Genomic DNA, 21,566 nt, shown 5'->3' with positions numbered 1-21,566 from the left:
AGTTACTCCGGAGCCTCGGCAGAAATACTGACTTGCCAGCTGTTTTCAGCAATAAGCCAACGTTCAGCATCGGGGTCGTTTAAATGCTCAATATGCACTTCAAACAAAGTCATTTCACCACTGGGCAGAATCAGAATATCGGGAATGATGCTGTCTTCGTCACTTTCCTCAGCAAACAACCCGCTACTCAGCGATTCGTTTTGTTCTAATATCTTCAGACCCCGGCTAGTAAACTGCCAGCGTAATGGCCATTCTGTTTCCTGCGCCCGCAAGCCACGAGCGTTTTGTTCGCGCCATTGCTCATCTTTCCAGAATAAGAAACGATAGCCATCTTCTTGAAACTTTAATCCGAGAGGTTGTTGTCGAACCATGGCGTATTCGCGCGCATAGTTTAGCTGTTGACGTAAACTCACGCCCGCATTTTGAGGAGAGTCCTGCCCACGATCACCACCGGGCAGTGTAAACATGACAGCGCTGGCGATGAGACCAAGAATGGCCATCACCAGCATGACTTCAATTAAAGTAAAACCAACCGAACAACGCTTATTGATCACGATTGTTGTTGCCAATCATCCAGTTGCCAAAATCATCATCTGTTCCGGGCTGACCGTCCGGGCCCGGGGAAAAAATATCAACATCATCGTACTGCCCCGGGTTCAGGAGTAAATAGTCATTGCCGTAAGGGTCCTGCGGTAAACGACGAATATAACCGCCACTGCGGTAGCTGCGAGGCTGCGGATCCATGTTCGGTTCATTGACTAAAGCCTCAAGTCCCTGCTCGGTCGTTGGAAACATACCGTTGTCTAAGTGATACTGAGCCAGTGCGTTTTCTAAAGCGACAATATCGGCTATCACTTTTTGCTCGTTGGCCTTTTCCTGATTACCGAGTACATTTGGTAACACCATAGTGGCCAAAATACCGATAATGGCAATAACCACCATTACTTCGACCAATGAAAAACCTTGTTGATTACGTCTCATAGCTAAAGCCCTACACTATTATTTAATTGTAAAATGGGTTGAATGATAGACAGCACAATAAAGAAGACGATACCTGCCATCGTCACTATCAACACCGGCTCAAATACTTTTAAGCTAACCGACACCAGATTTTCAAATTCTTTGTCCTGATTATCGGCTGAACGTTTTAACATTTGTTCCAGTTCACCTGACTTCTCACCTGCCGCTATCATGTGCAGCATCATTGGTGGGAACAACCCCGTTTCCTGCAACGCACCGCGCATTGACGCCCCTTCGCGAACGCGTCCGGCCGCTTCATCTACCGCCTGGCGTATGGCTAAATTACCAATCACTGAAGAGGTAATGCGTAACCCGTCAAGCAAGGGAACCGCCGAGGACGTCAGTATACTTAAAGTCCGGGCGAAACGGGCAGTACTCACACCTCTTATGACCTTACCCAGCATGGGAAGTTTTAACAGCCTGCGATGATATTTCAGGCGGTTCTTGTCATTTCTCAACCACTGGTTAAAGGCCACCAGTACCAAAGCAATACCAATAAGTAACCACAGCCCCCAGTTTTGCAAAAATTCACTAATGGCTATCATCGCCAGAGTGGTTGGCGGCAAGTCCTGGCCCATGGTTGAAAAGTTATCCACTATTTGCGGCACAATAGAAACCAACAGAAAAACCACAATGCCAATGGCAACCAAAGTCAGCATAAGCGGATAAATTAGCGCCTGAGTCAACTGGCTTTTCATGTGCTGCCGCTGCTCGGTATAGTTTGCCAGCTCATCCAGTACGGTGTCTAAATGGCCGGATTTTTCACCTGCAGCGACCATTGCGGTATATAAAGAATCAAAAACACCGGGAAACTCCGACATAGCTTCGGCAAGGCCATAACCTTCAACCACTTTACTGCGTACCGACATCAGTAACTTTTTCAGGCGCGGCTTTTCGGTTTGATCAGCAACGGCTAACAATGCCTGCTCAATGGGCAACGCTGAACCTACTAAGGTGGATAACTGACGGGTAATTAATGCCAAGTCCTGCGCTTTAACCTTACGCTGTGGAAGCCCAAACCGGGGCTGTAAGGTTTTCTTTCTGTCTTGATCAGCGGCAGGTTCAATGGTTAAAGGCATTAAGCCTTTTTCACGCAATAACTGACGTACCTGTCGCTCAGTATCGGCTTCCAGTACGCCCTTTTTCTTTCTGCCGCTAGCTTCAACGGCTTGGTATTCAAATGCTGCCACCCTCTACTCCTCGCGGGTAACCCGCAGCACTTCTTCCAGCGTTGTCTTGCCTTTCAGTACTTTTGCTAATCCGTCCTGGCGAATACCGGGCGTCGACTGGCGAATATACTTTTCAATAGACTGTTCGCCGTGACCATTATGGACTAACTCACGTACATGGTCGTCCACCAGCAGCAGTTCGTGAATACCGGTTCGTCCACGATAGCCGGTGTGATTGCATCGTTCACAACTCCCTGCACGATAAATCACACTCGTATCTGAAGCATCAAGGCCCAGCATATTCTTTTCTTCGTCATCAGGCTGGTGCGGCTGTTTGCACTCGCTACAGAGTGTCCGCACCAGGCGCTGTGATAACACCGCCAATAAGCTCGATGAAAGCAGGAAAGGTTCTACTCCCATGTCTTCCAGACGAGTAATAGCGCCGGCGGCAGTATTAGTGTGCAATGTAGACAAGACCAGGTGACCGGTGAGCGACGCCTGCACAGCAATCTGCGCGGTTTCTACATCACGTATCTCACCAACCATCACTACGTCCGGGTCCTGGCGCAAAATAGCGCGTAAGCCGCGGGCGAAGGTCATATCCACCCGAGGGTTAACCTGGGTCTGCCCAATACCATCAATGGCGTATTCTATAGGGTCTTCGACGGTCAGGATATTACGGTCTTTAGAATTAATTTCGCTCAGTCCGGCATACAACGTCGTACTTTTACCTGAGCCCGTGGGGCCGGTTACCAAAATAATGCCGTGGGGTTTGTAAATCAGTTCCTGGAAAATTTTTCGGTTTCCGTCAGTCATTCCCAGTTCAGTCAAGTTAAGCCTTGCGTTGTTCTTATCCAGCAAACGCAGTACCACCCGCTCGCCGTGGTTCGACGGCATAGTCGAGACCCGAACATCCACAGCCCGGCCAGCAATAAGCAAAGAAATACGACCATCCTGCGGAACGCGTTTTTCGGCAATATCCAGCTGCGCCATAACTTTTATGCGCGACACCAGCAGCGATGACAACTTACGGTTTGGTCGTAAAACTTCGCGCAAAACGCCGTCTATGCGAAAACGTATAAGCAAAGCTTTCTCAAAAGTCTCAATGTGAATATCCGAAGCGCCCTCTTTTATCGCCTCGCTCAGCATAGCGTTAATCAGCTTAATAATAGGCGCGTCGTCTTCGCTTTCCAGCAGATCTTCGGTCTGCGGCAACTCATCAGCCAGAGAGAATAAATCGGACTCGTTGCCAATGTCTTCCATTAACTGCTGGGCTTCCGATGAGTCTCGTTGATACGCACGGGTTAACAAGCTTTCAAAGTCACTTGCAGCGTGCTCCTGAAGAGTGACCGGCTGCCCCAGCGCGCGCCTCACTTCTTTTAACGCAGCAGCCGAGATACCGGCACGGCAATGCAAAATTAACGGCTCACCCTGCTCAACCACCACGCCAAAGCGTTTAGCAAAGCTAAACGGGAGGCGAGCTGTTGCAATGGCACTGGCTTCAGTCATTTTGCGGATCTTCATTCTGTTCGTCGCTTTCTTTATCGCTTTCTTCGCTATTCTTCTTGTCGCTCTTCTCGCTACCTTGTTTTTTCAGATATTCGTCAAAGCCCGGCGGTAACGTCAGTTCACTGTCCCAGTCGTTAAGCAACGGTGAATCCTCAGAAGGCATTAGAGAGATACCGCGCGAACGTTCATCCAATTGCAGCGCCCGCATATAATTGTACTTTGCCGAACTTAACTCACGCATGCGGTTACCGTCACGGACTATGGTTGGACGGATAAAAACCATCAGGTTGCGCTTTTGCTTAGAGGTTGACGTAGAGCTGAATAATTTACCTAAAATTGGTATGTCGCCTAATAAAGGAACTTTAGAGACCGACTCCTGCACGTCTTCGTCAATTAGACCGCCCAGTACAATGGTCTCGCCGTCGTCAGCCATAACCGTGGTTTTCAGTTCCCGCTTATTAATAATCACGTCAACCGCAGTGGCACCGCTTAAACTGGACACTTCCTGTTCTATCGTCATTTGCACGGCGTCCCCCTCGTTAATTTGAGGCGTTACCTTTAACTTAATACCTATCTCGGTGCGATCAACCGTCTGAAAAGGGTTGTCATTGTTATCCCCCGTAGTAGAGCCACTAATCGTAGGGACTTCCTGACCGACCAGGAAGCTCGCTTCTTCGTTGTCGACGGTAACAATACTTGGCGTGGCCAGAATATTTGAGCGAGTATCCTGTGTAACCGCCTGTACTACCGCTGCCCAGTCGTTCTGAATGGTGCCGAACATCATGCCGTTTACCGAACCCAATAAATTCGCCAGCAACGAAACGTCACCAGGTTCATCCGGTTCTGTCGTCGTCACCTCGACCCCGCCATCTGTTATCCGGGTCGTCGTTGTACCTTCCCTTTCACGTGCCTGATAAGCACCTGCAGCCAAACTCCCTATAGGTACCTGATTACCGTTATTATACTGAACCATACCGCCGTCTTCGCTGATCCACTGCACGCCAAAGTCAACGTTATCGCCTTCCATAATCTCGACAATAATAGCTTCAACCTGAACCTGAGCACGACGGATGTCTAAATCCCGAATCACTTTTTCCAGCGACGCCAGCATATCTTTTTGGGCGGTAATAACCACCGAGTTAGTCGGCTCGTGCGGGCTGATACTGACCGTTTCATCACCTCCGGTACGACGACGCTGCGTTGCATTACCGCTACTTGACTGCTGTTCAACTTCAGCCTGAATAGAGCGGCTGACATCTTTCAATACTTCAACCACCTCAGGCGCTTTCGCGTATTTTAAGTAAAAAACACGAGTGTTCCCCTCGGTTTTTAAGTCCTGATCAAGCTGTTTAATCAACTTAACAACTCGGGCTCTAGCACGGGGCTCACCGCTAACAATAACGCTATTACTGCGCTCATCAGCAACAATTTTAGGAATAAGTAACGCCGGTACGCCTTCATTATTTTTCTCGAACAGCGACTGAGCTATACGAACAATTTCACTGGCTGACGCATACTCCAGACTAATCATATCAACATCTTGATCGCCAGCCCGATCCACCCGCTCAATAATCTCTACTAAACGCTGCACGGTTTCAGCGCGCCCGGTCATCATGATCACATTTGATGGGTCATAACTGACGACCATACCGCCACCGCTTTGGTCATTTAGCTGACGCAATAAAGGAGCAAGCTCCCGTACGGAGACATTCTCTACCGGCACAACCCGGGTCACCATTGTGTCGCCCAGCATTTTTGTGTCACTACCAATAACAGGCAACGAAGAGGTTTTTGCGTCTTTATCACGAATGACTTTCAGGACACCGGACTCCATTTCAACAGTGGCAAATCCGTAGACCTCAAGAACATTAAGAAAAAACTGATAGTACTGCTCTTCATCCATCACATCATAGCTGCGCACATCTATTTTGCCCCGCACGTTAGGGTCGATAATGATGGTTTTACCTAAGTTTCGGCCGACAACCTGAATAAACTCGTTAATATCAGTATTTTTAAAACTGGCGGCATATTCTTCGCTGCTTAATGGTGAACTCATCAGTGTTAATGCCAAACCGAGAGCTCCCAACCATGCTTTTAAGCCACTCTTTGCCACTGTCATATCAATTATCCTGTTTTACCGGTAGCTCAAACGACAGTTCCATCCTTTCACCGCCGCGCTCAATTTCTATGGTGACCCGCTCTTGTTCCGACAGTTCCTGACTAGCAAGCATGGCCTGCTCCATGTCGGTCAAATCGTAGCCGTTTATAGCCACTGCAAGATCACCGTTCTGGAATCCAGCATCCCGAAATAACTCGGGGTTCTTACCTGAATTCAATTTGTATCCTTTTAACTCGCCATTAATTTGTACTGGCGAAATATTCACGTAATCGAGTAACGACGAAGGATTATCAGCAACCTGGGCCAACTGTTGTTCAACAGTCGCATCATCATTAACCGGATTGCTGTCATCACTATCGACAGGTATCAGCGCACCAGAGTTATCTGAGTCACCTACAATTAAAGACAGTGCAGGCCTGTCCTCACCAATGTCTTCCATTTTCAACGTTTCTAATCGGCCGTTATTATCAAGAATAACGCGATCGGCATGAATCTCTTCTACAGTCACCGATGAACTGCCAAGGCTCTCACCAATAATGTAGGTTTGTTGCTTGCTGCCTTGCTGAATAATAGCTGCTGAACGTTCAGGATTAGAGCTGGCAGAGACGCCTATCAGACGGACATTTAATGATGTTTTCGGCGCATTTTGAACGCTTTTAGGACGGTTCCCCCGCTCTGCTGCTCCGAAAAGATTCAGCGTCGTTAAAGTCTCTAAATTCATCGAGCCAGTTGCAGTAGAATCAACCGTAACTATAGGTAACACCGCGCTGTCGTCGGGCTCTGCAGGGTTAATCAGTGACCAGGTAAACCGGGCCAGCAATACCGCAACCAAAAACCATGCGAAAGCCGTTAGCGCTTGCATTAAGCGGCGCCACATTTGAGTATCTTTAAATATTTGTTGGAGTCGGGCAGTCACTTTATTCTTATTCTTGTTACACTGACAAAAGGCGATTCATGCATTCTAGCGCAGGCGACATGAGTCAACAATCGATTAACACAAAGTTTATAACGAATTCGTTGCGTTTTTATGACAAAAACTCGAAAAGAAAGCCCCATTCGTCTGGATAAATGGCTGTGGGCAGCAAGATTCTACAAAACCAGAGCACTTGCCCGACAAATGATTCAGTCAGGCAAAGTACATTATGACGGGCAACGTAGCAAGCCTTCTAAGGTAGTGCAGGTTGGCGCTATTATCACTTTGCGGCAGGGCTTCGATACAAAAGAAGTTGAAGTCATGGAGCTAAGTGAGCAACGCCGCGGTGCCAGCGAGGCGCAACTACTCTACAGAGAAACTCCTGAGAGCATAGAAAAGCGCGAGAAAAATGCGGAAGCAAGAAAGCTTAATGCGTTGTATAATCCGCACCCGGATGGACGGCCAGATAAAAAACAGCGCCGTCAACTTATCAGAATGAAAGATAGCGGTGAATAAATCGCTTGTTGTCGATAAACAGGAGTGCCCATGGAATACCCAACTGATCAATTGTCACGCTACACCTTTGAAGAGCAAGATGTGCGGGGTGAGCTCGTTCAGTTGACCAGCAGCTATCAAACTTTGCTCCGTGGTCATAACTATCCTGCACCTGTTCAGGAGTTACTTGGGCAAATGATGGCCGCAGTATCACTACTAACTGCCACTTTAAAGTTTGAAGGCCATATTGCGGTGCAACTTCAGGGCGATGGGCCACTTAACTTTATTGCGGTTAATGGCAATCATAATCAGGAGTTAAGAGGCATCGCACGATTAAAATCCGAGCTTGGTGCAACGGATTTACAATCGATGATAGGAAAAGGTCAGTTGGTCATTACCTTAACCCCGGATACCGGTGAGCGTTATCAGGGCGTTGTCAGTGCCAGCGCCGATTCAATTGCAGCCATGCTGGAAGACTATTTTGAACAGTCAGAACAGCTACACACCCGGGTCTGGCTGCACGCCGACGGCGAACATGCAGCAGGAATGCTGTTACAGCGCCTGCCTGCAACCGGCATGGACTTAACCGGGTTCGAACATCTGGCCACTTTAACCAACACCATTACAGCCAAAGAAATTTTCACACTACCGGCTGAAGAGCTATTGCATCGTCTTTATCATGAAGAGCAAGTGCATCTGTATCCGTCACAGGAAGTCACTTTTGTTTGCGGCTGTTCACGTGAGCGCACGCTGGAGGCACTGGCCTCAGTAAGCCCGGAAGAAATTCAGGAAATTTTAGCCGAGGAAGGCGAAATTATGATGACCTGTGATTACTGCCTGACCGAGTACCGTTTTAGCCCCTCAGACTTTAATTAATAGATAAAGAAAAGCCTGCTCAATTAGCAGGCTTTCTCGTTTAAAACTATTTTTTCTTCTTCAGAAACTTCATCAAGCGTCTGCGTTTTCGCTGCTGCGACAAAGTAAGTTGGTTTTTCTTACCTTCATAAGGGTTAACCGGTTCACGGAATTCTACTTTTATTGGCGTACCCATAACGCCCAGAGATTTCCGGAAGTAGTTAATTAAATAGCGCTGATAAGCCCCCGGTAAATCCTTTACCTGGTTGCCGTGAATAATAATACGTGGTGGATTATAGCCACCTGCGTGCGCATATTTAAGTTTCACCCGGCGACCGCTTACCAGTGGCGGCTGATGCTCTTCCTGCGCCATTTCCATTATTTTCGTCAGCTTAGAGGTACTAATGCGTTGCGTTGCGCTGGCATAAGCCTCTTCAACCGACTCAAATAAATGACCAACACCTGTACCGTGCAGCGCGGAAATAAAATGCAAACGGGCGAAGTCAACGAAGCCTAAGCGTCTATCCAGCTCGCGCTTTATCTCTTCTTTGTGGTCGTTTTGCAAACCATCCCACTTATTCACCGCAATAACAATTGAACGACCGGCATTTAATGCAAAGCCAATTAAGTTGAGATCCTGATCACTGATAGTTTCACGTGCATCAACCACAATAAGGACAACGTTTGCGTCCTCAATTGCCTGCAGGGTCTTAACCACCGAAAACTTCTCGATAGCCTCACCAATACGCCCACGACGACGGACTCCTGCGGTATCAATCAGAACATATTCCCGCTCGTTCCGCTGCATAGGAATATACACGGAATCGCGAGTAGTGCCTGGCATGTCATAAACGACAACCCGCTCTTCACCTAATATGCGATTGATTAAAGTTGATTTACCGACGTTCGGACGACCAACAATAGCCAGTTTAAGTGGCAGCTTATCGTAGTCAATTTCATCATGCTCCAGCTCTTCAGACTCAACGTCCTTGGGCACGATAACATCGGGGTATTCTTCCGCTATTGGCTTAAAGCAAATTTCCAGTAACTGCTCAACACCACGGCCGTGAGCCGCCGCAATACCGTAAAGTTCGCCTAAAGATAACGAATAGAAGTCGGCCATTGCCGAATGGGCATCAATACCGTCAATTTTATTACAGACCAGGTAAACTTTCTTATTCTGCTTACGCAAATGGTCAGCAATGGCTTGATCACCAACGGTAACACCGTCACGCGCGTCCACCATGAAAAGAACCACATCGGCTTCGTCAACAGCAAGCAGCGACTGCTTTGCCATTTCTTCGTCAATGCCTTCTTCATCACCATGAATACCACCGGTATCAATAACAATAAATTGATAACCGTCGTAATTTGCCTGACCGTATTTACGATCCCGGGTTAACCCGGGAAAGTCCGCTACCAGTGCGTCGCGAGTTCGCGTTAAACGATTAAAAAGCGTGGATTTCCCCACATTTGGGCGCCCGACGAGCGCGACAACAGGTAACATCTCTTATTCATTTCCTGATTGAGTATCGAGCGCGATGATATCACCGTCCCGAGTTTGTACATACATAATGTTGTTATCCACGACAGGAGCAACATAGACTCCATCGCCGCCAACGTCGTAACGACCAACAATGTTGCCGGTTTCACTGTCCAGCCAATGCAAGTAGCCTTCAAAGTCACCAACAACAATATTACCGCGATGCCATGCGGGGGCGCTTAGCTTACGCCCAAACAGCTCGGTGTTACTCCAACGCTCAATACCACCGCTCTGGTCAAGTGAGTAAACGTGGCTGTTCACATCGGTTAAGAAAATTCGGCCACTAGTCACCAACATGTTTTCAAATGCTTTGTAGTCGCGTTTCCAACGTACTTCGCCACTCATGAGTTCAAGCGCGACCAGCTCTCCGTTAAACGCAACCATATACAAGGTAGTTCCCTGCGTAGCGGGTTTTGCGTCAACGTCGGCTAAACGTTCCAGTTCTGTACTTCCACTGGGCTTACCAATAGGCTGACTCCAGGCTTGCTGCCCACTGTCTGCAATTAGCACCATACCAGAACCGTTGCTATCACCAACGACAACACCACCACTAATAATCGCCGGAGCGGAGGCACCACGAACAGTCAGCATGGGTGTCTGATACTCATATTCCCATTGCTCTTCACCGGTTTCGGCGTCCAGACTAATAACTTTCCCACCACCAGTGTGAACGACGACACGGCCTTCGCCAACGGCTGGGTCTGACATGACCTCGTTGTTCACCTCGGTATGCCAAACAAGATCGCCAGTTTCAGCATCCAGAGCAACAACATCACCATTTTCAGTGCCCAAAAAGACACGGTCATACTGAGCAACTAAGCCACCAGATATGCGCGCCGGGAAAGGGCTAGCAAATAAGCCGCTGAACCAACCTTCATCCGTAGCTTCATCAAATGTAATACGCTGACGCAAATCAATTCGCCAAAGGCGTTCACCTGTGGACTTATCAAATGCGCTGACGATGCCATTGCGGTCGGCGGCGAAAACCTTGCCATATTCAACCACAGGATTCAGTCGGGAGAAGTGCTCACCTATACCGCTTCCAACTGAGGCGTCCCATAAAACTTTTGCTTGTACTTGCTCGGAAATAGGCTGAAGTACAGCAAACTTAGGCTCTTCATCATCGTCGCCGAATATAGAGCAACCACTAACAAGAACTGCAGCAGTCAATAACAAACTGCCTTTGGTAAAGCGTTTAATCAATTGCATTATGACTTAACCAGGCTGTTGAGTTTCATTTGCAGCGCCGGAGTCAATGACTCACCAGCCTGCAATGCGCGTTCGTATGCGGCACGAGCTTCTTCGGTATTACCCTGCTCAGCCAAAATGTCGCCTTCAAGCTCTGCGGCAAAGCCCGCATAAGCTTCTGGCAACGGTTTCTTAACCAGACTTAAAGCAGCGTCAAGCTGTTCCTGAGCAATTAATACCCGAGCTAACCGGATACTGGCTAAGGCCGACATGTTTTCGTCTTCAGCGCTGTCGACTACCGACTGTAACGCAGTAACCGCTGTTGCTAAGTCAGCGCGCTCCACCGAGTGCTGAGCCAACTGCAAAGCCACCAACTGCGCGTAAACATTTTTGGGGTTCTCGCTGACAAACTCTTGCGCTTCCAGTACCGCGTTCTCGCTACCTTCAGAGAGTTCGGCCGTCAATTGCTCGTAATTTGCTGAAGCACGCTGCTGAGTTTCCAGCGTATGCTGGTCATAATAACGCCAGCCATAAAACAAACCAAAGCCAATAACCACGCCGGCAACAATACCTTTACCGTGTTCTTTCCAAAACTCTTTTAAACGTTCTACTTGTTGTTCTTCGGTATTATCCACCTGACTACCCTCTTGTCAGCGGCTGCAGAAACTCAATAAGTGCCTGCCAGCCCAGAGTTTGTTGTTCTTCAGCAGTGCGTAACGGTTTTACGGTTACCTGCTGCTGAGCGATTTCATCCGCACCGATAATGAGTGCCACTTGTGCACCCGACTTATCGGCTTTCTTCATTTGTTTCTTCATAGAACCGCCACCACAGTGGCTTACCAGTCGCAGTTCCGGCAACTCATTTCTCAGCTGTTCGGCAATTCGCGGGGCATTTAGTTCCGCTTCTTCGCCTAGCGGCATTAAGTAAGCATCAACCACTCGTCTTGGGGTGAGCTTACCTTGTTCCTGTAGCAACAGCACCAAACGTTCCATGCCCATGGCAAAACCGACTGCAGGCGTAGCCTTACCGCCTAATTGTTCAACCAGACCGTCATAACGACCACCGGCACAAACGGTACCCTGAGCGCCCAGAGCCGTGGTGACCCATTCAAACACGGTACGGTTGTAATAATCCAGACCACGAACCAAACGTTCGTTTAAAGTATATGAAATACCAGCCGCTTCCAGACGAGCCGTTAGTTGTTCAAAATGCTCTTTCGATTCAGCGTCCCAGTATTCGGATAGACTAGGCGCACCTTCCAGAATCTTCTGAGTCTTTTCGTCTTTACTATCCAGAATACGCAACGGATTGCTTTCAAGCCGGCGTTTACTGTCGTCATCCAGCTCGCTTTCATAGTCAGACAAGTAAGCTTTTAACGCATCACGGTAATTCGCCCGAGCTTCATTAGATCCCAGAGAGTTCAGTTGCAGCTCGACCTGATCGGCAAGACCAAACTCGCGCCATAATCTGGCTGAAAGCAGAATGACTTCCGCATCGGCATCGGCACTTTCTAAACCAAAGGTTTCAATGCCAAATTGATGGAACTGACGATAACGCCCCTTTTGTGGGCGTTCGTAACGGAACATAGGCCCCATATACCACAAACGCTGAATTTGGTTGTACAACAAACCGTGCTGATTACCCGCGCGCACGCAGCTCGCTGTCCCTTCCGGACGCAATGTTACGCTTTCGCCATTGCGGTCATCAAAGGTATACATTTCTTTTTCGACAATATCGGTAACTTCACCAATAGAGCGTTTAAACAGTTGTGTGCTTTCCAGCACCGGCATACGGATTTCGCTATACCCGTAGCTTGCAGCAACGCGTCGTATTACTGCTTCAACCTGTTGCCAGGCCGGACTCTGCTCTGGCAACAAATCATTCATGCCACGAATTGCTTGGATTGTATTCGCCACGGAACCTTCTCGTCTGGTTATCGATACAGAAAATAAGCGGGTATTATAGGGACTTTGTCGATGCGGGTAAAATCAACCGTTAATTTCTTTTACGTCAATTTTATTAGCTTCAATGAACTTTACCTGCTCGCGAATTTGGGCTTCCAGTTCATCTACTAAATTCTGGTTATCCAGTCGGAGTTTTTGACGTGCTCCGCCAATGTACAAACCACTTTTGTTTTTTGCGCCGGCAAGACCGACATGCGATACCAGAGCTTCGCCCGGACCATTCACCACACAGCCTATTATTGAAACATCCATTGGAATAGTAATATCTTCCAGGCGCTCCTCTAAAGCATTAACAGTGTTAATAACATCGAATTCTTGTCTGGAACAACTTGGGCAGGCAATAAAGTTGATACCCCGCGCGCGAATACGCAGTGACTTTAATATATCAAAACCCACTTTAATTTCTTCAACCGGATCGGCAGCAAGGGACACCCGCAACGTGTCGCCAATACCTTCAGCCAGCAACATGCCTAAACCAACTGACGACTTCACCGCACCGCTGCGCTTACCACCGGCTTCTGTAATGCCTAAGTGCAAAGGCTGATCAATTTTTTGTGCCAGTAAGCGATACGATTCAACGGCTAAAAATACATCGGAAGCTTTAACGCTGACTTTAAAATCGTAAAAGTCCAGCTTATAGAGAATATTGACATGCCGCATTGCGGATTCAACTAACGCCTCAGCTGTCGGTTCTCCGTATTTTTCTTGCAGATCTTTTTCTAGTGAACCGCCATTAACCCCAATACGAATTGGAATGTTACGTTCACGTGCTGCATCGACTACGGCTTTAATTCTGTCTTCGTGACCAATATTGCCCGGATTAATACGTAGGCAATCCGCGCCATATTCGGCAACTTTAAGCGCAATACGGTAATCAAAATGAATGTCAGTAACTAAAGGCACTGGGCTGCGCTGCTTTATTTGCTTAAAAGCTTCGGCGGCTTCCATTGTTGGTACAGACACACGAACAATATCGGCACCAGCTTGAGCCAGCGCTTCGATTTGCGCTACGGTCGCATCAACATCGGTTGTTTCAGTATTTGTCATGGACTGCACAGCAATCGGTGCGCCATCGCCAATAGGCACATTACCTACATACAAGCGGCGTGAAGGACGGCGTTTAATTGGATTTTCGTGCATCATAACCTTAAATTGACCTCTACTGCTCTTCTGACGGTACGGTAAAGCGCGCGACACGACCAGTCCGGAACTGGTCCATATTAAAGGCATTACCGTTAAAGCTGACATTAACAGCTTCAGGTTTACACAGTGTTACTGAAAAAGGCGCTTCGCCAGGGACTGGCATACGGTAGCCTGCAGCTTTTACACCAACAGCCTGAGTTTCACCGGAAGCATCATCAATTTTAACCCAGCATTCTTCATTAAACTCTAACACCAGGCTGGCTGAAACCGCTTCTGGTTGCGGCGACGGCTCAACAGCTTCTGACTCGACCGAAGTTTCAGCTTGGTTATCTGTCTGCTCGGCAGTTTCAGTTGGTAACTCTTGGGTATCGTTAACATCATTAGCCGCCGAATCAGTGTTAGCGGCCTGCGATTCGTCGTTATTCTCGTTGTCATTCTCGCCGCTTTCACTAACGGGTTCTTGTACCGACTCGACCGCAACATTCGTGTCATCAGCTTCAACTTCTGACTCTAATATAGCTTCATCTTCATTCGGCGCAATTTGTGGCTCTGTCGGCTGGTTTGAAATTTCAATATCACCGACGTTATCAGCTTCATCATCAGTATTTACCGGAGAAACTTCTGAACTTTCCTGCGTGCCAGTTTCGCCTTCACTAAAACCAAGATCCGGCTCTTGCCACCACCAAATAACCAAGGCCACAACAATAATGATAACCACATAAGTAATTAACATTAAGCGGTTGTCACTTTCCTCGTGCTTTTTACGTCTTGAGAAGCTCTGCATCTGGCTGCTTTCAACTTCTTTATAGCCTCTGGCTTTATAAGCCTCAAACAGCTCGGTATCGTCTAAATCAAGCAGTTTGGCGTAGGAGCGTAAATAACCTTTAATAAAGGTTGCCGTAGAGAAAGTTGAATAATCATCGGCTTCCAGCAATTCAATAATCTGCTTTCGCAAACGCAACTGGTCTGCAACCTCGCGTTGCTCTAAACCTTTAGCTTCACGAGCTTCTCTCAGAATTTCACCAGGACCTTTACTCGGCTTTTGCTCTGTTTCTTGTGCCGCTTCCGATTCTGGCTTTTTGTTATCTTGTGTTGATTCGTTTTCAGCAGTCATGATTGTAAGGGGTTTCCCTGTTATGGTTGAGCTGCGTCGTGACCTACCCGAGCCAGACATTCGGCTTTATTGGCCTCAGCTCTGGCATGATGTGGATACGCTGGATCCAATGTCACTTTATCAAAATACCTGAGTGCTTTTTCCCAGTCACCAGCCACACACAGTGCAACCGCATAGTTATTGTACAATGCACCGCTCATAGGTTGCCATGATAATGTCTGTTGGTAAAGTGACAAAGCAGAATCAACGTCATTTGTCGCTAAATACCATTGCCCTAAGGCAAGATTGGCATCCAGAGACCGGGGATTGTTCGTCAATGCGGTTTGCAAATGCGGATGCGCAAGCTTCAATTTCCCTTGCGCCAAATAAGCAAGTCCAAGCTGCAACCGTACATCATTACCCACAGATACCGACTGTTCAGGGTTAGCGGTACAACCATATAGCGCTGCGGCTATCAATAATAAAGCGGTTCGCATTATCACACTCCTTGTGCCTGCGATTCTGTTAATTTACGTGGTCTTTACAGCTATTGCTTCCCCACCACGCTGTTTCTGCTGACGTTTCAGTATACGTTTTGTACGATCGATGACATCGCCCACTAATTGCCCGCAAGCTGCATCGATATCATCCCCACGAGTCTTCCGTACCATTACCGTCAAACCGTACTCCATAAGCACTTTGGCAAAACGGTCAATTCGCGAGTTACTGGAGCGTCCGTAGTCCGAACCCGGGAAAGGATTAAATGGAATAAGATTAATTTTACTCGGGGTATCTTTTAAGGTTTTTGCCAGCGCATGTGCCTGATCGGTTGAATCGTTCACATGATCCAGCATGACATACTCTACCGTTACTTTACGCTGAGCTTTTGACTGCTCAACATAACGACGGCTGGATGCCAGAAATTCTTCAATATTGTACTTCTTATTAATAGGTACAATCTCGTTGCGCAACTCATCGTCTGGCGCGTGCAACGAAATAGCCAACATCACATCAATGCGTTCACGCAGTTTTTCCAACGCAGGAACAACACCTGAAGTACTTAACGTAACGCGGCGTTTGGATAAACCGAAACCCAGGTCATCTAACATTAGCTCCATTGCCGGAACTACATTATTTAAGTTAAGCAAAGGTTCCCCCATGCCCATCATAACCACGTTCGTTACGGGTTTAATTCCGGTCTTGCCATAAGCCCCTAACAGCTGATTCACCCGCCATACCTGACCGATGATTTCTGCCACACTGAGGTTACGGTTAAAGCCCTGAGCCCCGGTTGAGCAGAAAGTGCATTCTAATGCACAACCAACCTGAGAAGACACGCACAACGTAGCGCGATCACCCTCGGGTATCCATACTGTTTCCACGTCCTGACCGTCGAACAGGGTCATAGCGAACTTAATCGTACCGTCCGATGACTGCTGTTGTTCGCGAACTTCAGGCGCGCGTATTTCTGCGACTTGCTTGAGCTTTTCACGCAAGGCTTTATTAAGATTCGTCATCTCATCAAAGTCATCGACACAAAAGTGATACAGCCACTTCATTACCTGTTCAGCACGAAAAGGTTTCTCACCCATCTCACGAAAGAACTCTTTAATTCCCTCACGATTCAGGTCGAGTAAGTTCACTTTTTTATCTATTGCGTTGGTCATAAAGCTCCGGTTTTTTGATGTGCTTCGACGTATTGTAGCCTGACATTCATGTCAGGTGAGCTCCTGACATAAACGTCAGGCTACCTACATCTTAGATCTCACCTGATGCAATAGCATCAGGCTACATTCAAATACAGTCTTAGCGAGTACGCTGGCAAACTTCTTCGTCGCTGAAGAAGTAAGAGATTTCACGTGCAGCAGATTCAGTTGCATCTGAACCATGTACCGCATTTTCGTCTATAGTTTCAGCATAGTCGGCACGAATAGTTCCTGCCAGTGCTTCTGCAGGATTCGTAGCACCCATGATGTCGCGGTTTTTACGTACAGCGTCTTCACCTTCAAGAACCTGAACAACGATAGGGCCTGAAGTCATGAATTCAACCAAAGCACCAAAGAAAGGACGTTCTTTGTGTTCTGCGTAGAAACCTTCAGCCTGTTCTTTGCTTAAGTGCATCATTTTAGCACCAACAATGCGAAGACCAGCAGATTCAAAACGGTTGTAGATAGCGCCGATTAAGTTTTTTGCAACTGCATCAGGCTTGATAATTGATAGAGTGCGCTCTAAAGCCATGGTTATAAACTCCAATAAAATTAAGGGATAAATCAGTCGCGCGGATTATACGTGAGATCGGCGCAGAAATCGAATACCCAGTGATTGTTTTTTCATTCATTCTCAGCTAGGATGAGAGAACTTATATAGCCATATAGACGTCTATTTGACGATAAGGAGTTCTGACATGGCGAACAATGAATATGAACAAGCCACCCTTGGCGGAGGTTGCTTCTGGTGTGTTGAGTCAGCCTTCCTTCAGGTAAAAGGCATTCAGTCAGTTAAATCGGGCTACACTGGCGGGCATACCATCGATCCAACTTACGAGCAGGTTTGCAGTGGCGAAACAGGACATGCCGAAGTTGCACAACTCCAATACGACCCAGAGCAGATCTCTTACCGTCAAATCTTAGAAATCTTTTTCACTCTGCACGATCCAACTCAGGTGAATCGTCAGGGCAACGATGTGGGTACTCAATATCGCACATCAATTTTCTATCATAACGACGCGCAAAAACGCGAAGCGGAAAATATTATTGCGGAACTTGAAGCCGATGCAGCATTTGCGGCTCCCATCGTAACGGAAATCACTGAGTTAGGGACTTTTTACCCGGCAGAGGACTATCACGAAAATTATTACGCCAGAAACCCGGAAAACCCGTATTGTCAGGCGGTAATTTCACCGAAGCTGGCTAAGTTCCGTAAAACCTTTGCTGGCCTGCTAAAGGACTAAGCAGCGCCTCTTAAGGTTCCGATAGTGCGGTGGATAAGCTCTACCGCACTATCGATATCTGCTTCGGACGTGTAACGCCCAATACTAAAGCGCAATGAACTCATTGCCAGCTCATGTTCAACGCCTAATGCTCTTAACACATACGAGGGTTCAACACTGGCCGACGTACAGGCCGAGCCCGATGAGAGCGCAAGATCTTTTAACGCCATTAGCAACAGTTCACCATCAACTCCGGCAAAACTGATGTTAGTAATATGCGGAACCCGTTGCTGGTCAGAGCCATTCAAAGTTACACCTTCTAACTGGCTAACCCCTTTCCATAGTCGCTGACGCAAGTTTTCAATTCGTGCGGGCTCCAGTTCCAGCTCGTTAAGAGCCAGTTCCGCCGCTACACCCATACCGACAATTTGGTGAGTTGGTAACGTGCCTGAGCGCATGCCACGCTCATGACCCCCGCCATGCATTTGCGCAAGCAGACGAACTCGCGGAGTGCGGCGTACATACAACGCCCCAATACCTTTAGGGCCATACATTTTATGAGCAGAAAGAGATAGTAAATCGACCGGTAATTCCGACATATCCATTGGCACTTTGCCGGACGCCTGAGCGGCGTCAACATGAAATATTGTGCCATTTTCACGGCACAAGTGACCTATAGCGGTTATATCCTGAAGCACACCTATTTCGTTATTAACCAGCATTGCGCTCACTAACACCGTATCTTCGCGCAAGGCTGAGCGGAACAAATCCATATCCAGCAAGCCGTCAGTTCCGACATCCAGATACGTCACTTCAAAGCCTTCTTTTTCCAGCTGTCCGCAGGTATCTAAAACCGCTTTGTGCTCGGTTTTAAGTGTAATAACGTGTTTGCCTTTATCTGAGTAATACTGAGCTGCGCCTTTTATGGCGAGGTTATCTGACTCAGTCGCACCTGAGGTAAAAACAATTTCGCGCGCGTCGGCATTAATAAGGTCAGCAACCTGATTCCGGGCAATATCGACAGCTTCTTCTGCCTGCCAGCCGTACTTATGCGAACGCGATGCCGGGTTACCAAACAAGCCATCCTGCGTTAAACATCCCATCATTTTTTCTGCTACAACAGGGTCTACCGGCGTGGTTGCAGCATAATCAAAATAAAGAGGTAACTTAGACACTTGCTTGCTCCTGACAACTTAAAGGCAATATTATAGGTGAGAGTTTAACTTAATCTCTTCTTCACTGTGGTTATGCAACGCATTCTGCCTATTCAGAACGTCACCGACGTCCTCTTTCTTCATCAACTCGGCCAGCGTAATACCGTCGAGAAAGTCGGATATTCTGTCGCTTAACCCTTCCCACAAAGAGTGGGTCAAACAACGTTCGCCGCCCTGACAGTTAGCTTTACCCTGACAACGTGTTGCATCAATTGACTCGTCTACCGCGTGAATAACGGCACCAACAGAAATATCGTTTGCGGCACAGCCCAGACGATAACCACCACCGGGACCTCGCACACTGTCCACCAACCCATGCTTACGTAAGCGCGAAAACAACTGCTCTAAATACGACAGAGATATTCCCTGACGCTCAGAAATATCCGCTAACGGCACGGGACCATTTGCCGTAAAAAGCGCAACGTCCAGCATAGCTGTTACTGCGTATCGACCTTTTGACGTCAGGCGCATGGTGGTTTCCTCTGCTGTTTAATTCATCGTTAATGTATTGAGATTCTACATTCCCGACTATTTTAGTCAAGTATTACCCGTTGATTTGTCCACAGAGGCTAAGATGCCACGTAAAATATTAATTTCATTTTCTTCCGGGCGGGCTCGGTTAAATAAACGACGCAATTTCGTCATGACTTGTCCGGGGTGCTGAGGAACAATGAACCCAGTCTGACCCAGAGTCTTTTCAAGATGCTCATAAAACCGTTCTAAATCTTCAGCGCGCGGGTACTCCGGTAAATTTTCCGGAGCGCGTTGTTTCGATTCAAGCCACTGCATGCGTAATTCATAACTCACAGTCTGCACCGCCATAGCCAGATTCAGTGAACTGTAATCGGGGTTAGTTGGTATGTGTAAGTGAAACTGACTTTGCTGTAGCTCTTCGTTGGTTAATCCACTGTTTTCACGGCCAAATACCAGAGCAACCTGATGCTGGCTGGTCTCCTCCAATACTTTTGCCGCACACTCTCGCGGGCCTAGCAGCGGCCAGTCTAAAGTTCGATTCCGGGCACTGGTGGCAATAACCAGACCACAGTCGGCAATCGCCTCCTGCAAAGTATCCACAATAGTCGCCGACGCCAGAATATCGGTTGCGCCAGCGGCCAACGCCGATGCGTGACTGTCAGGCTCCTGCACAGGGTCAACTAAGGTTAGTTTAGACAACCCCATAGTCTTCATGGCACGGGCGACAGAGCCTATGTTTCCGGTATGAGACGTATTCACCAGAACAATACGAATGTTATCAAGCATGGCGTTTCCCTTGAGTTTTTCTCGGCTTATGGAAAAGTTTGGCATGATACCGTAACACTGGTATGATCCGCGACCGAAAATTGTTCTTTTACAGCACAGGTAATTGGTATGCATCCGATGTTAAATATTGCGGTGCGCGCAGCGCGTGCGGCCGGCAAAATTTTAGTTAAAAATTTCGACCAGGGCAGTCCTGTTGAAGCCGAATCAAAAGGTTTGAACGACTGGGTTACTGATATGGATAAAGCCGCAGAGCAGGCTATTATCAACACCATCAAAAAGTCTTACCCTGATCACGGCATCATCGCAGAAGAAAGCGGTACTCAGGCTGGAAAAGAAAACGACTTCCAGTGGGTTATTGATCCGCTAGACGGCACCACCAATTACATGCGCGGTATCCCCCATTTTTGTATCTCTATAGCGTTGCTTCACAAAGGCTCTGTTCAACAGGCCGTTGTTTATGATCCTATGCGCGAAGAATTATTTACCGCTACCCGCGGCGCCGGTGCGCAGCTAAATGGTCGTCGTTTACGTATTTCACCTAAAGTGGAATTAAAAGGCGCTATTTTAGCAACGGGTTTCCCGTTCAAAATGAAAAACCGTTTACCGGAATACCTGGAAATGTTCAGCAAGTTGTTTGAGCACTGTGCCGACGTTCGTCGCGCAGGCGCAGCAGCACTAGATTTAGCTTATGTTGCGGCAGCACGCCACGATGCATTCTGGGAAATGGGTCTTAAGCCCTGGGATATGTTGGCTGGCGAATTATTGGTTCGCGAAGCCGGTGGCATAGTCAGTGACTTTCAGGGTGGCCACAACTACATTCAGTCGGGCAATATAGCAGCCGGTGCGCCAAAAGCATTAAAACAAATGCTGGCACAAATTCGCTAAGCTCTTTCTAAAAACAAGAGCAGTAAGCCCAAAAGCAAAACGCCGTCTGAGCTAACCCAGACGGCGTTCTTTTTTATAGTTCGATTTCTTCTAAATCGAGTTCAAGCGAGTAATCCATATCAGAGAGTTCTTCCCGCAACCGGTACTTCTCTTTTAGTTGTTCTATTTCACGCCATTTACGTTTTGCCGCGCGACCCTTACCAGACTTGTCATTAACCTTTTGCAGTTCTTCTGAATGATCCATGTTATGACCCTCTGCTTTTTTG

Annotated in this window: 23 protein-coding genes; 4 read left to right on the top strand and 19 right to left on the bottom strand. The window is 47.7% G+C overall.

All coding sequences use genetic code 11. The features are described from left to right. Window positions 1–2: 2 nt before the first annotated feature. Genes gspH through gspC form a run of 6 tightly spaced genes read right to left on the bottom strand, consistent with a single transcriptional unit; the run spans window position 3 to window position 6,694 of the window. Complete coding sequence (gene gspH / locus DEU30_RS10705; RefSeq protein WP_227016376.1) at window positions 3–569, bottom strand: type II secretion system minor pseudopilin GspH; 567 nt, start codon at window positions 567–569, stop codon at window positions 3–5. Then, window positions 544–981 carry a type II secretion system major pseudopilin GspG gene (gspG, locus tag DEU30_RS10700; protein ID WP_011235251.1) on the bottom strand — a complete coding sequence of 146 codons (438 nt, stop codon included), beginning with the start codon at window positions 979–981 and terminating at the stop codon, window positions 544–546. The genes gspH and gspG overlap by 26 nt, the downstream gene beginning before the upstream one ends. A gap of 2 nt (window positions 982–983) precedes the next feature. Continuing rightward, window positions 984–2,210 carry a type II secretion system inner membrane protein GspF gene (gene gspF / locus DEU30_RS10695; protein WP_114982203.1) on the bottom strand — a complete coding sequence of 409 codons (1,227 nt, stop codon included), beginning with the start codon at window positions 2,208–2,210 and terminating at the stop codon, window positions 984–986. Window positions 2,211–2,213: 3 nt separating this feature from the next. Continuing rightward, window positions 2,214–3,698 carry a type II secretion system ATPase GspE gene (gspE, locus tag DEU30_RS10690; protein ID WP_011235253.1) on the bottom strand — a complete coding sequence of 495 codons (1,485 nt, stop codon included), beginning with the start codon at window positions 3,696–3,698 and terminating at the stop codon, window positions 2,214–2,216. Next, on the bottom strand, window positions 3,691–5,817 hold the full coding sequence (gene gspD / locus DEU30_RS10685; RefSeq protein ID WP_114982204.1) for a type II secretion system secretin GspD: 2,127 nt from the start codon (window positions 5,815–5,817) through the stop codon (window positions 3,691–3,693). The genes gspE and gspD overlap by 8 nt, the downstream gene beginning before the upstream one ends. Before the next feature lies 1 nt (window position 5,818). Next, the gene (gene gspC / locus DEU30_RS10680; RefSeq protein WP_114982205.1) at window positions 5,819–6,694 is read right to left on the bottom strand and encodes a type II secretion system protein GspC; all 876 of its coding nucleotides are present in this window, start codon (window positions 6,692–6,694) and stop codon (window positions 5,819–5,821) included. Between the two features lie 150 nt (window positions 6,695–6,844). Here gspC and hslR point away from each other — a divergent pair, with 150 nt between their 5' ends. Together hslR and hslO are read left to right on the top strand one after the other, a co-directional pair. Then, window positions 6,845–7,246, top strand: coding sequence for a ribosome-associated heat shock protein Hsp15 (gene hslR / locus DEU30_RS10675; RefSeq protein WP_110013929.1), 402 nt, complete (start codon window positions 6,845–6,847; stop codon window positions 7,244–7,246). A gap of 30 nt (window positions 7,247–7,276) precedes the next feature. Next, window positions 7,277–8,101: an Hsp33 family molecular chaperone HslO gene (gene hslO, locus DEU30_RS10670; protein WP_114982206.1), complete on the top strand. Its 825-nt coding sequence runs from the start codon at window positions 7,277–7,279 to the stop codon at window positions 8,099–8,101. Between the two features lie 46 nt (window positions 8,102–8,147). Here the strand turns inward: hslO and der are convergent, their stop codons facing one another. From der to ndk, 9 genes are all read right to left on the bottom strand, one after another. Further along, window positions 8,148–9,587 carry a ribosome biogenesis GTPase Der gene (gene der, locus DEU30_RS10665; RefSeq protein WP_034822384.1) on the bottom strand — a complete coding sequence of 480 codons (1,440 nt, stop codon included), beginning with the start codon at window positions 9,585–9,587 and terminating at the stop codon, window positions 8,148–8,150. A 3-nt stretch (window positions 9,588–9,590) separates the two neighbouring features. Next, window positions 9,591–10,832 carry an outer membrane protein assembly factor BamB gene (gene bamB, locus DEU30_RS10660; RefSeq protein ID WP_114982207.1) on the bottom strand — a complete coding sequence of 414 codons (1,242 nt, stop codon included), beginning with the start codon at window positions 10,830–10,832 and terminating at the stop codon, window positions 9,591–9,593. Continuing rightward, complete coding sequence (locus DEU30_RS10655; protein WP_011235260.1) at window positions 10,832–11,446, bottom strand: tetratricopeptide repeat protein; 615 nt, start codon at window positions 11,444–11,446, stop codon at window positions 10,832–10,834. The genes bamB and DEU30_RS10655 overlap by 1 nt, the downstream gene beginning before the upstream one ends. Window positions 11,447–11,450: 4 nt before the next feature. Beyond that, window positions 11,451–12,728, bottom strand: a complete 1,278-nt coding sequence (gene hisS / locus DEU30_RS10650; protein ID WP_114982208.1) for a histidine--tRNA ligase — start codon at window positions 12,726–12,728, stop codon at window positions 11,451–11,453. Between the two features lie 72 nt (window positions 12,729–12,800). Next, complete coding sequence (gene ispG / locus DEU30_RS10645; RefSeq protein WP_011235262.1) at window positions 12,801–13,919, bottom strand: flavodoxin-dependent (E)-4-hydroxy-3-methylbut-2-enyl-diphosphate synthase; 1,119 nt, start codon at window positions 13,917–13,919, stop codon at window positions 12,801–12,803. 16 nt (window positions 13,920–13,935) lie between these two features. Next, window positions 13,936–15,033, bottom strand: a complete 1,098-nt coding sequence (locus tag DEU30_RS10640) for a RodZ domain-containing protein (protein ID WP_011235263.1) — start codon at window positions 15,031–15,033, stop codon at window positions 13,936–13,938. Between the two features lie 20 nt (window positions 15,034–15,053). Further along, window positions 15,054–15,509 (bottom strand): tetratricopeptide repeat protein, encoded by a 456-nt coding sequence (locus DEU30_RS10635; protein WP_110013924.1) that lies wholly within the window; start codon window positions 15,507–15,509, stop codon window positions 15,054–15,056. Between the two features lie 33 nt (window positions 15,510–15,542). Continuing rightward, the gene (locus tag DEU30_RS10630; RefSeq protein ID WP_011235265.1) at window positions 15,543–16,679 is read right to left on the bottom strand and encodes a bifunctional tRNA (adenosine(37)-C2)-methyltransferase TrmG/ribosomal RNA large subunit methyltransferase RlmN; all 1,137 of its coding nucleotides are present in this window, start codon (window positions 16,677–16,679) and stop codon (window positions 15,543–15,545) included. 139 nt (window positions 16,680–16,818) lie between these two features. Beyond that, window positions 16,819–17,250, bottom strand: coding sequence for a nucleoside-diphosphate kinase (gene ndk, locus DEU30_RS10625; protein WP_011235266.1), 432 nt, complete (start codon window positions 17,248–17,250; stop codon window positions 16,819–16,821). Between the two features lie 166 nt (window positions 17,251–17,416). Here ndk and msrA point away from each other — a divergent pair, with 166 nt between their 5' ends. Next, window positions 17,417–17,962, top strand: coding sequence for a peptide-methionine (S)-S-oxide reductase MsrA (msrA, locus tag DEU30_RS10620; protein WP_110013923.1), 546 nt, complete (start codon window positions 17,417–17,419; stop codon window positions 17,960–17,962). Here the strand turns inward: msrA and DEU30_RS10615 are convergent. The 3 genes from DEU30_RS10615 to trmJ all read right to left on the bottom strand — a co-directional run bounded on the left by DEU30_RS10615 (window position 17,959) and on the right by trmJ (window position 20,415). Continuing rightward, window positions 17,959–19,116 carry an IscS subfamily cysteine desulfurase gene (locus tag DEU30_RS10615; protein WP_114982209.1) on the bottom strand — a complete coding sequence of 386 codons (1,158 nt, stop codon included), beginning with the start codon at window positions 19,114–19,116 and terminating at the stop codon, window positions 17,959–17,961. The two genes, msrA and DEU30_RS10615, sit on opposite strands and share 4 nt — an antisense overlap. A gap of 30 nt (window positions 19,117–19,146) precedes the next feature. Continuing rightward, the gene (gene iscR, locus DEU30_RS10610) at window positions 19,147–19,626 is read right to left on the bottom strand and encodes a Fe-S cluster assembly transcriptional regulator IscR (RefSeq protein WP_011235269.1); all 480 of its coding nucleotides are present in this window, start codon (window positions 19,624–19,626) and stop codon (window positions 19,147–19,149) included. A 66-nt stretch (window positions 19,627–19,692) separates the two neighbouring features. After that, entirely contained in the window at window positions 19,693–20,415 is a 723-nt protein-coding gene (gene trmJ / locus DEU30_RS10605) for a tRNA (cytosine(32)/uridine(32)-2'-O)-methyltransferase TrmJ (protein WP_011235270.1), read from the bottom strand. Window positions 20,416–20,523: 108 nt separating this feature from the next. Here trmJ and suhB point away from each other — a divergent pair, with 108 nt between their 5' ends. Continuing rightward, window positions 20,524–21,300 (top strand): inositol-1-monophosphatase, encoded by a 777-nt coding sequence (suhB, locus tag DEU30_RS10600; protein ID WP_011235271.1) that lies wholly within the window; start codon window positions 20,524–20,526, stop codon window positions 21,298–21,300. Window positions 21,301–21,373: 73 nt separating this feature from the next. Here the strand turns inward: suhB and DEU30_RS10595 are convergent, their stop codons facing one another. After that, window positions 21,374–21,544: a DUF3545 family protein gene (locus DEU30_RS10595; RefSeq protein ID WP_011235272.1), complete on the bottom strand. Its 171-nt coding sequence runs from the start codon at window positions 21,542–21,544 to the stop codon at window positions 21,374–21,376. Window positions 21,545–21,566: the final 22 nt, after the last annotated feature.

It is taken from the genome of Idiomarina sp. 017G (genome assembly GCF_004362265.1).
GTDB lineage: Bacteria > Pseudomonadota > Gammaproteobacteria > Enterobacterales > Alteromonadaceae > Idiomarina > Idiomarina loihiensis.
This window is presented reverse-complemented; position numbering and strand designations above follow the sequence as displayed.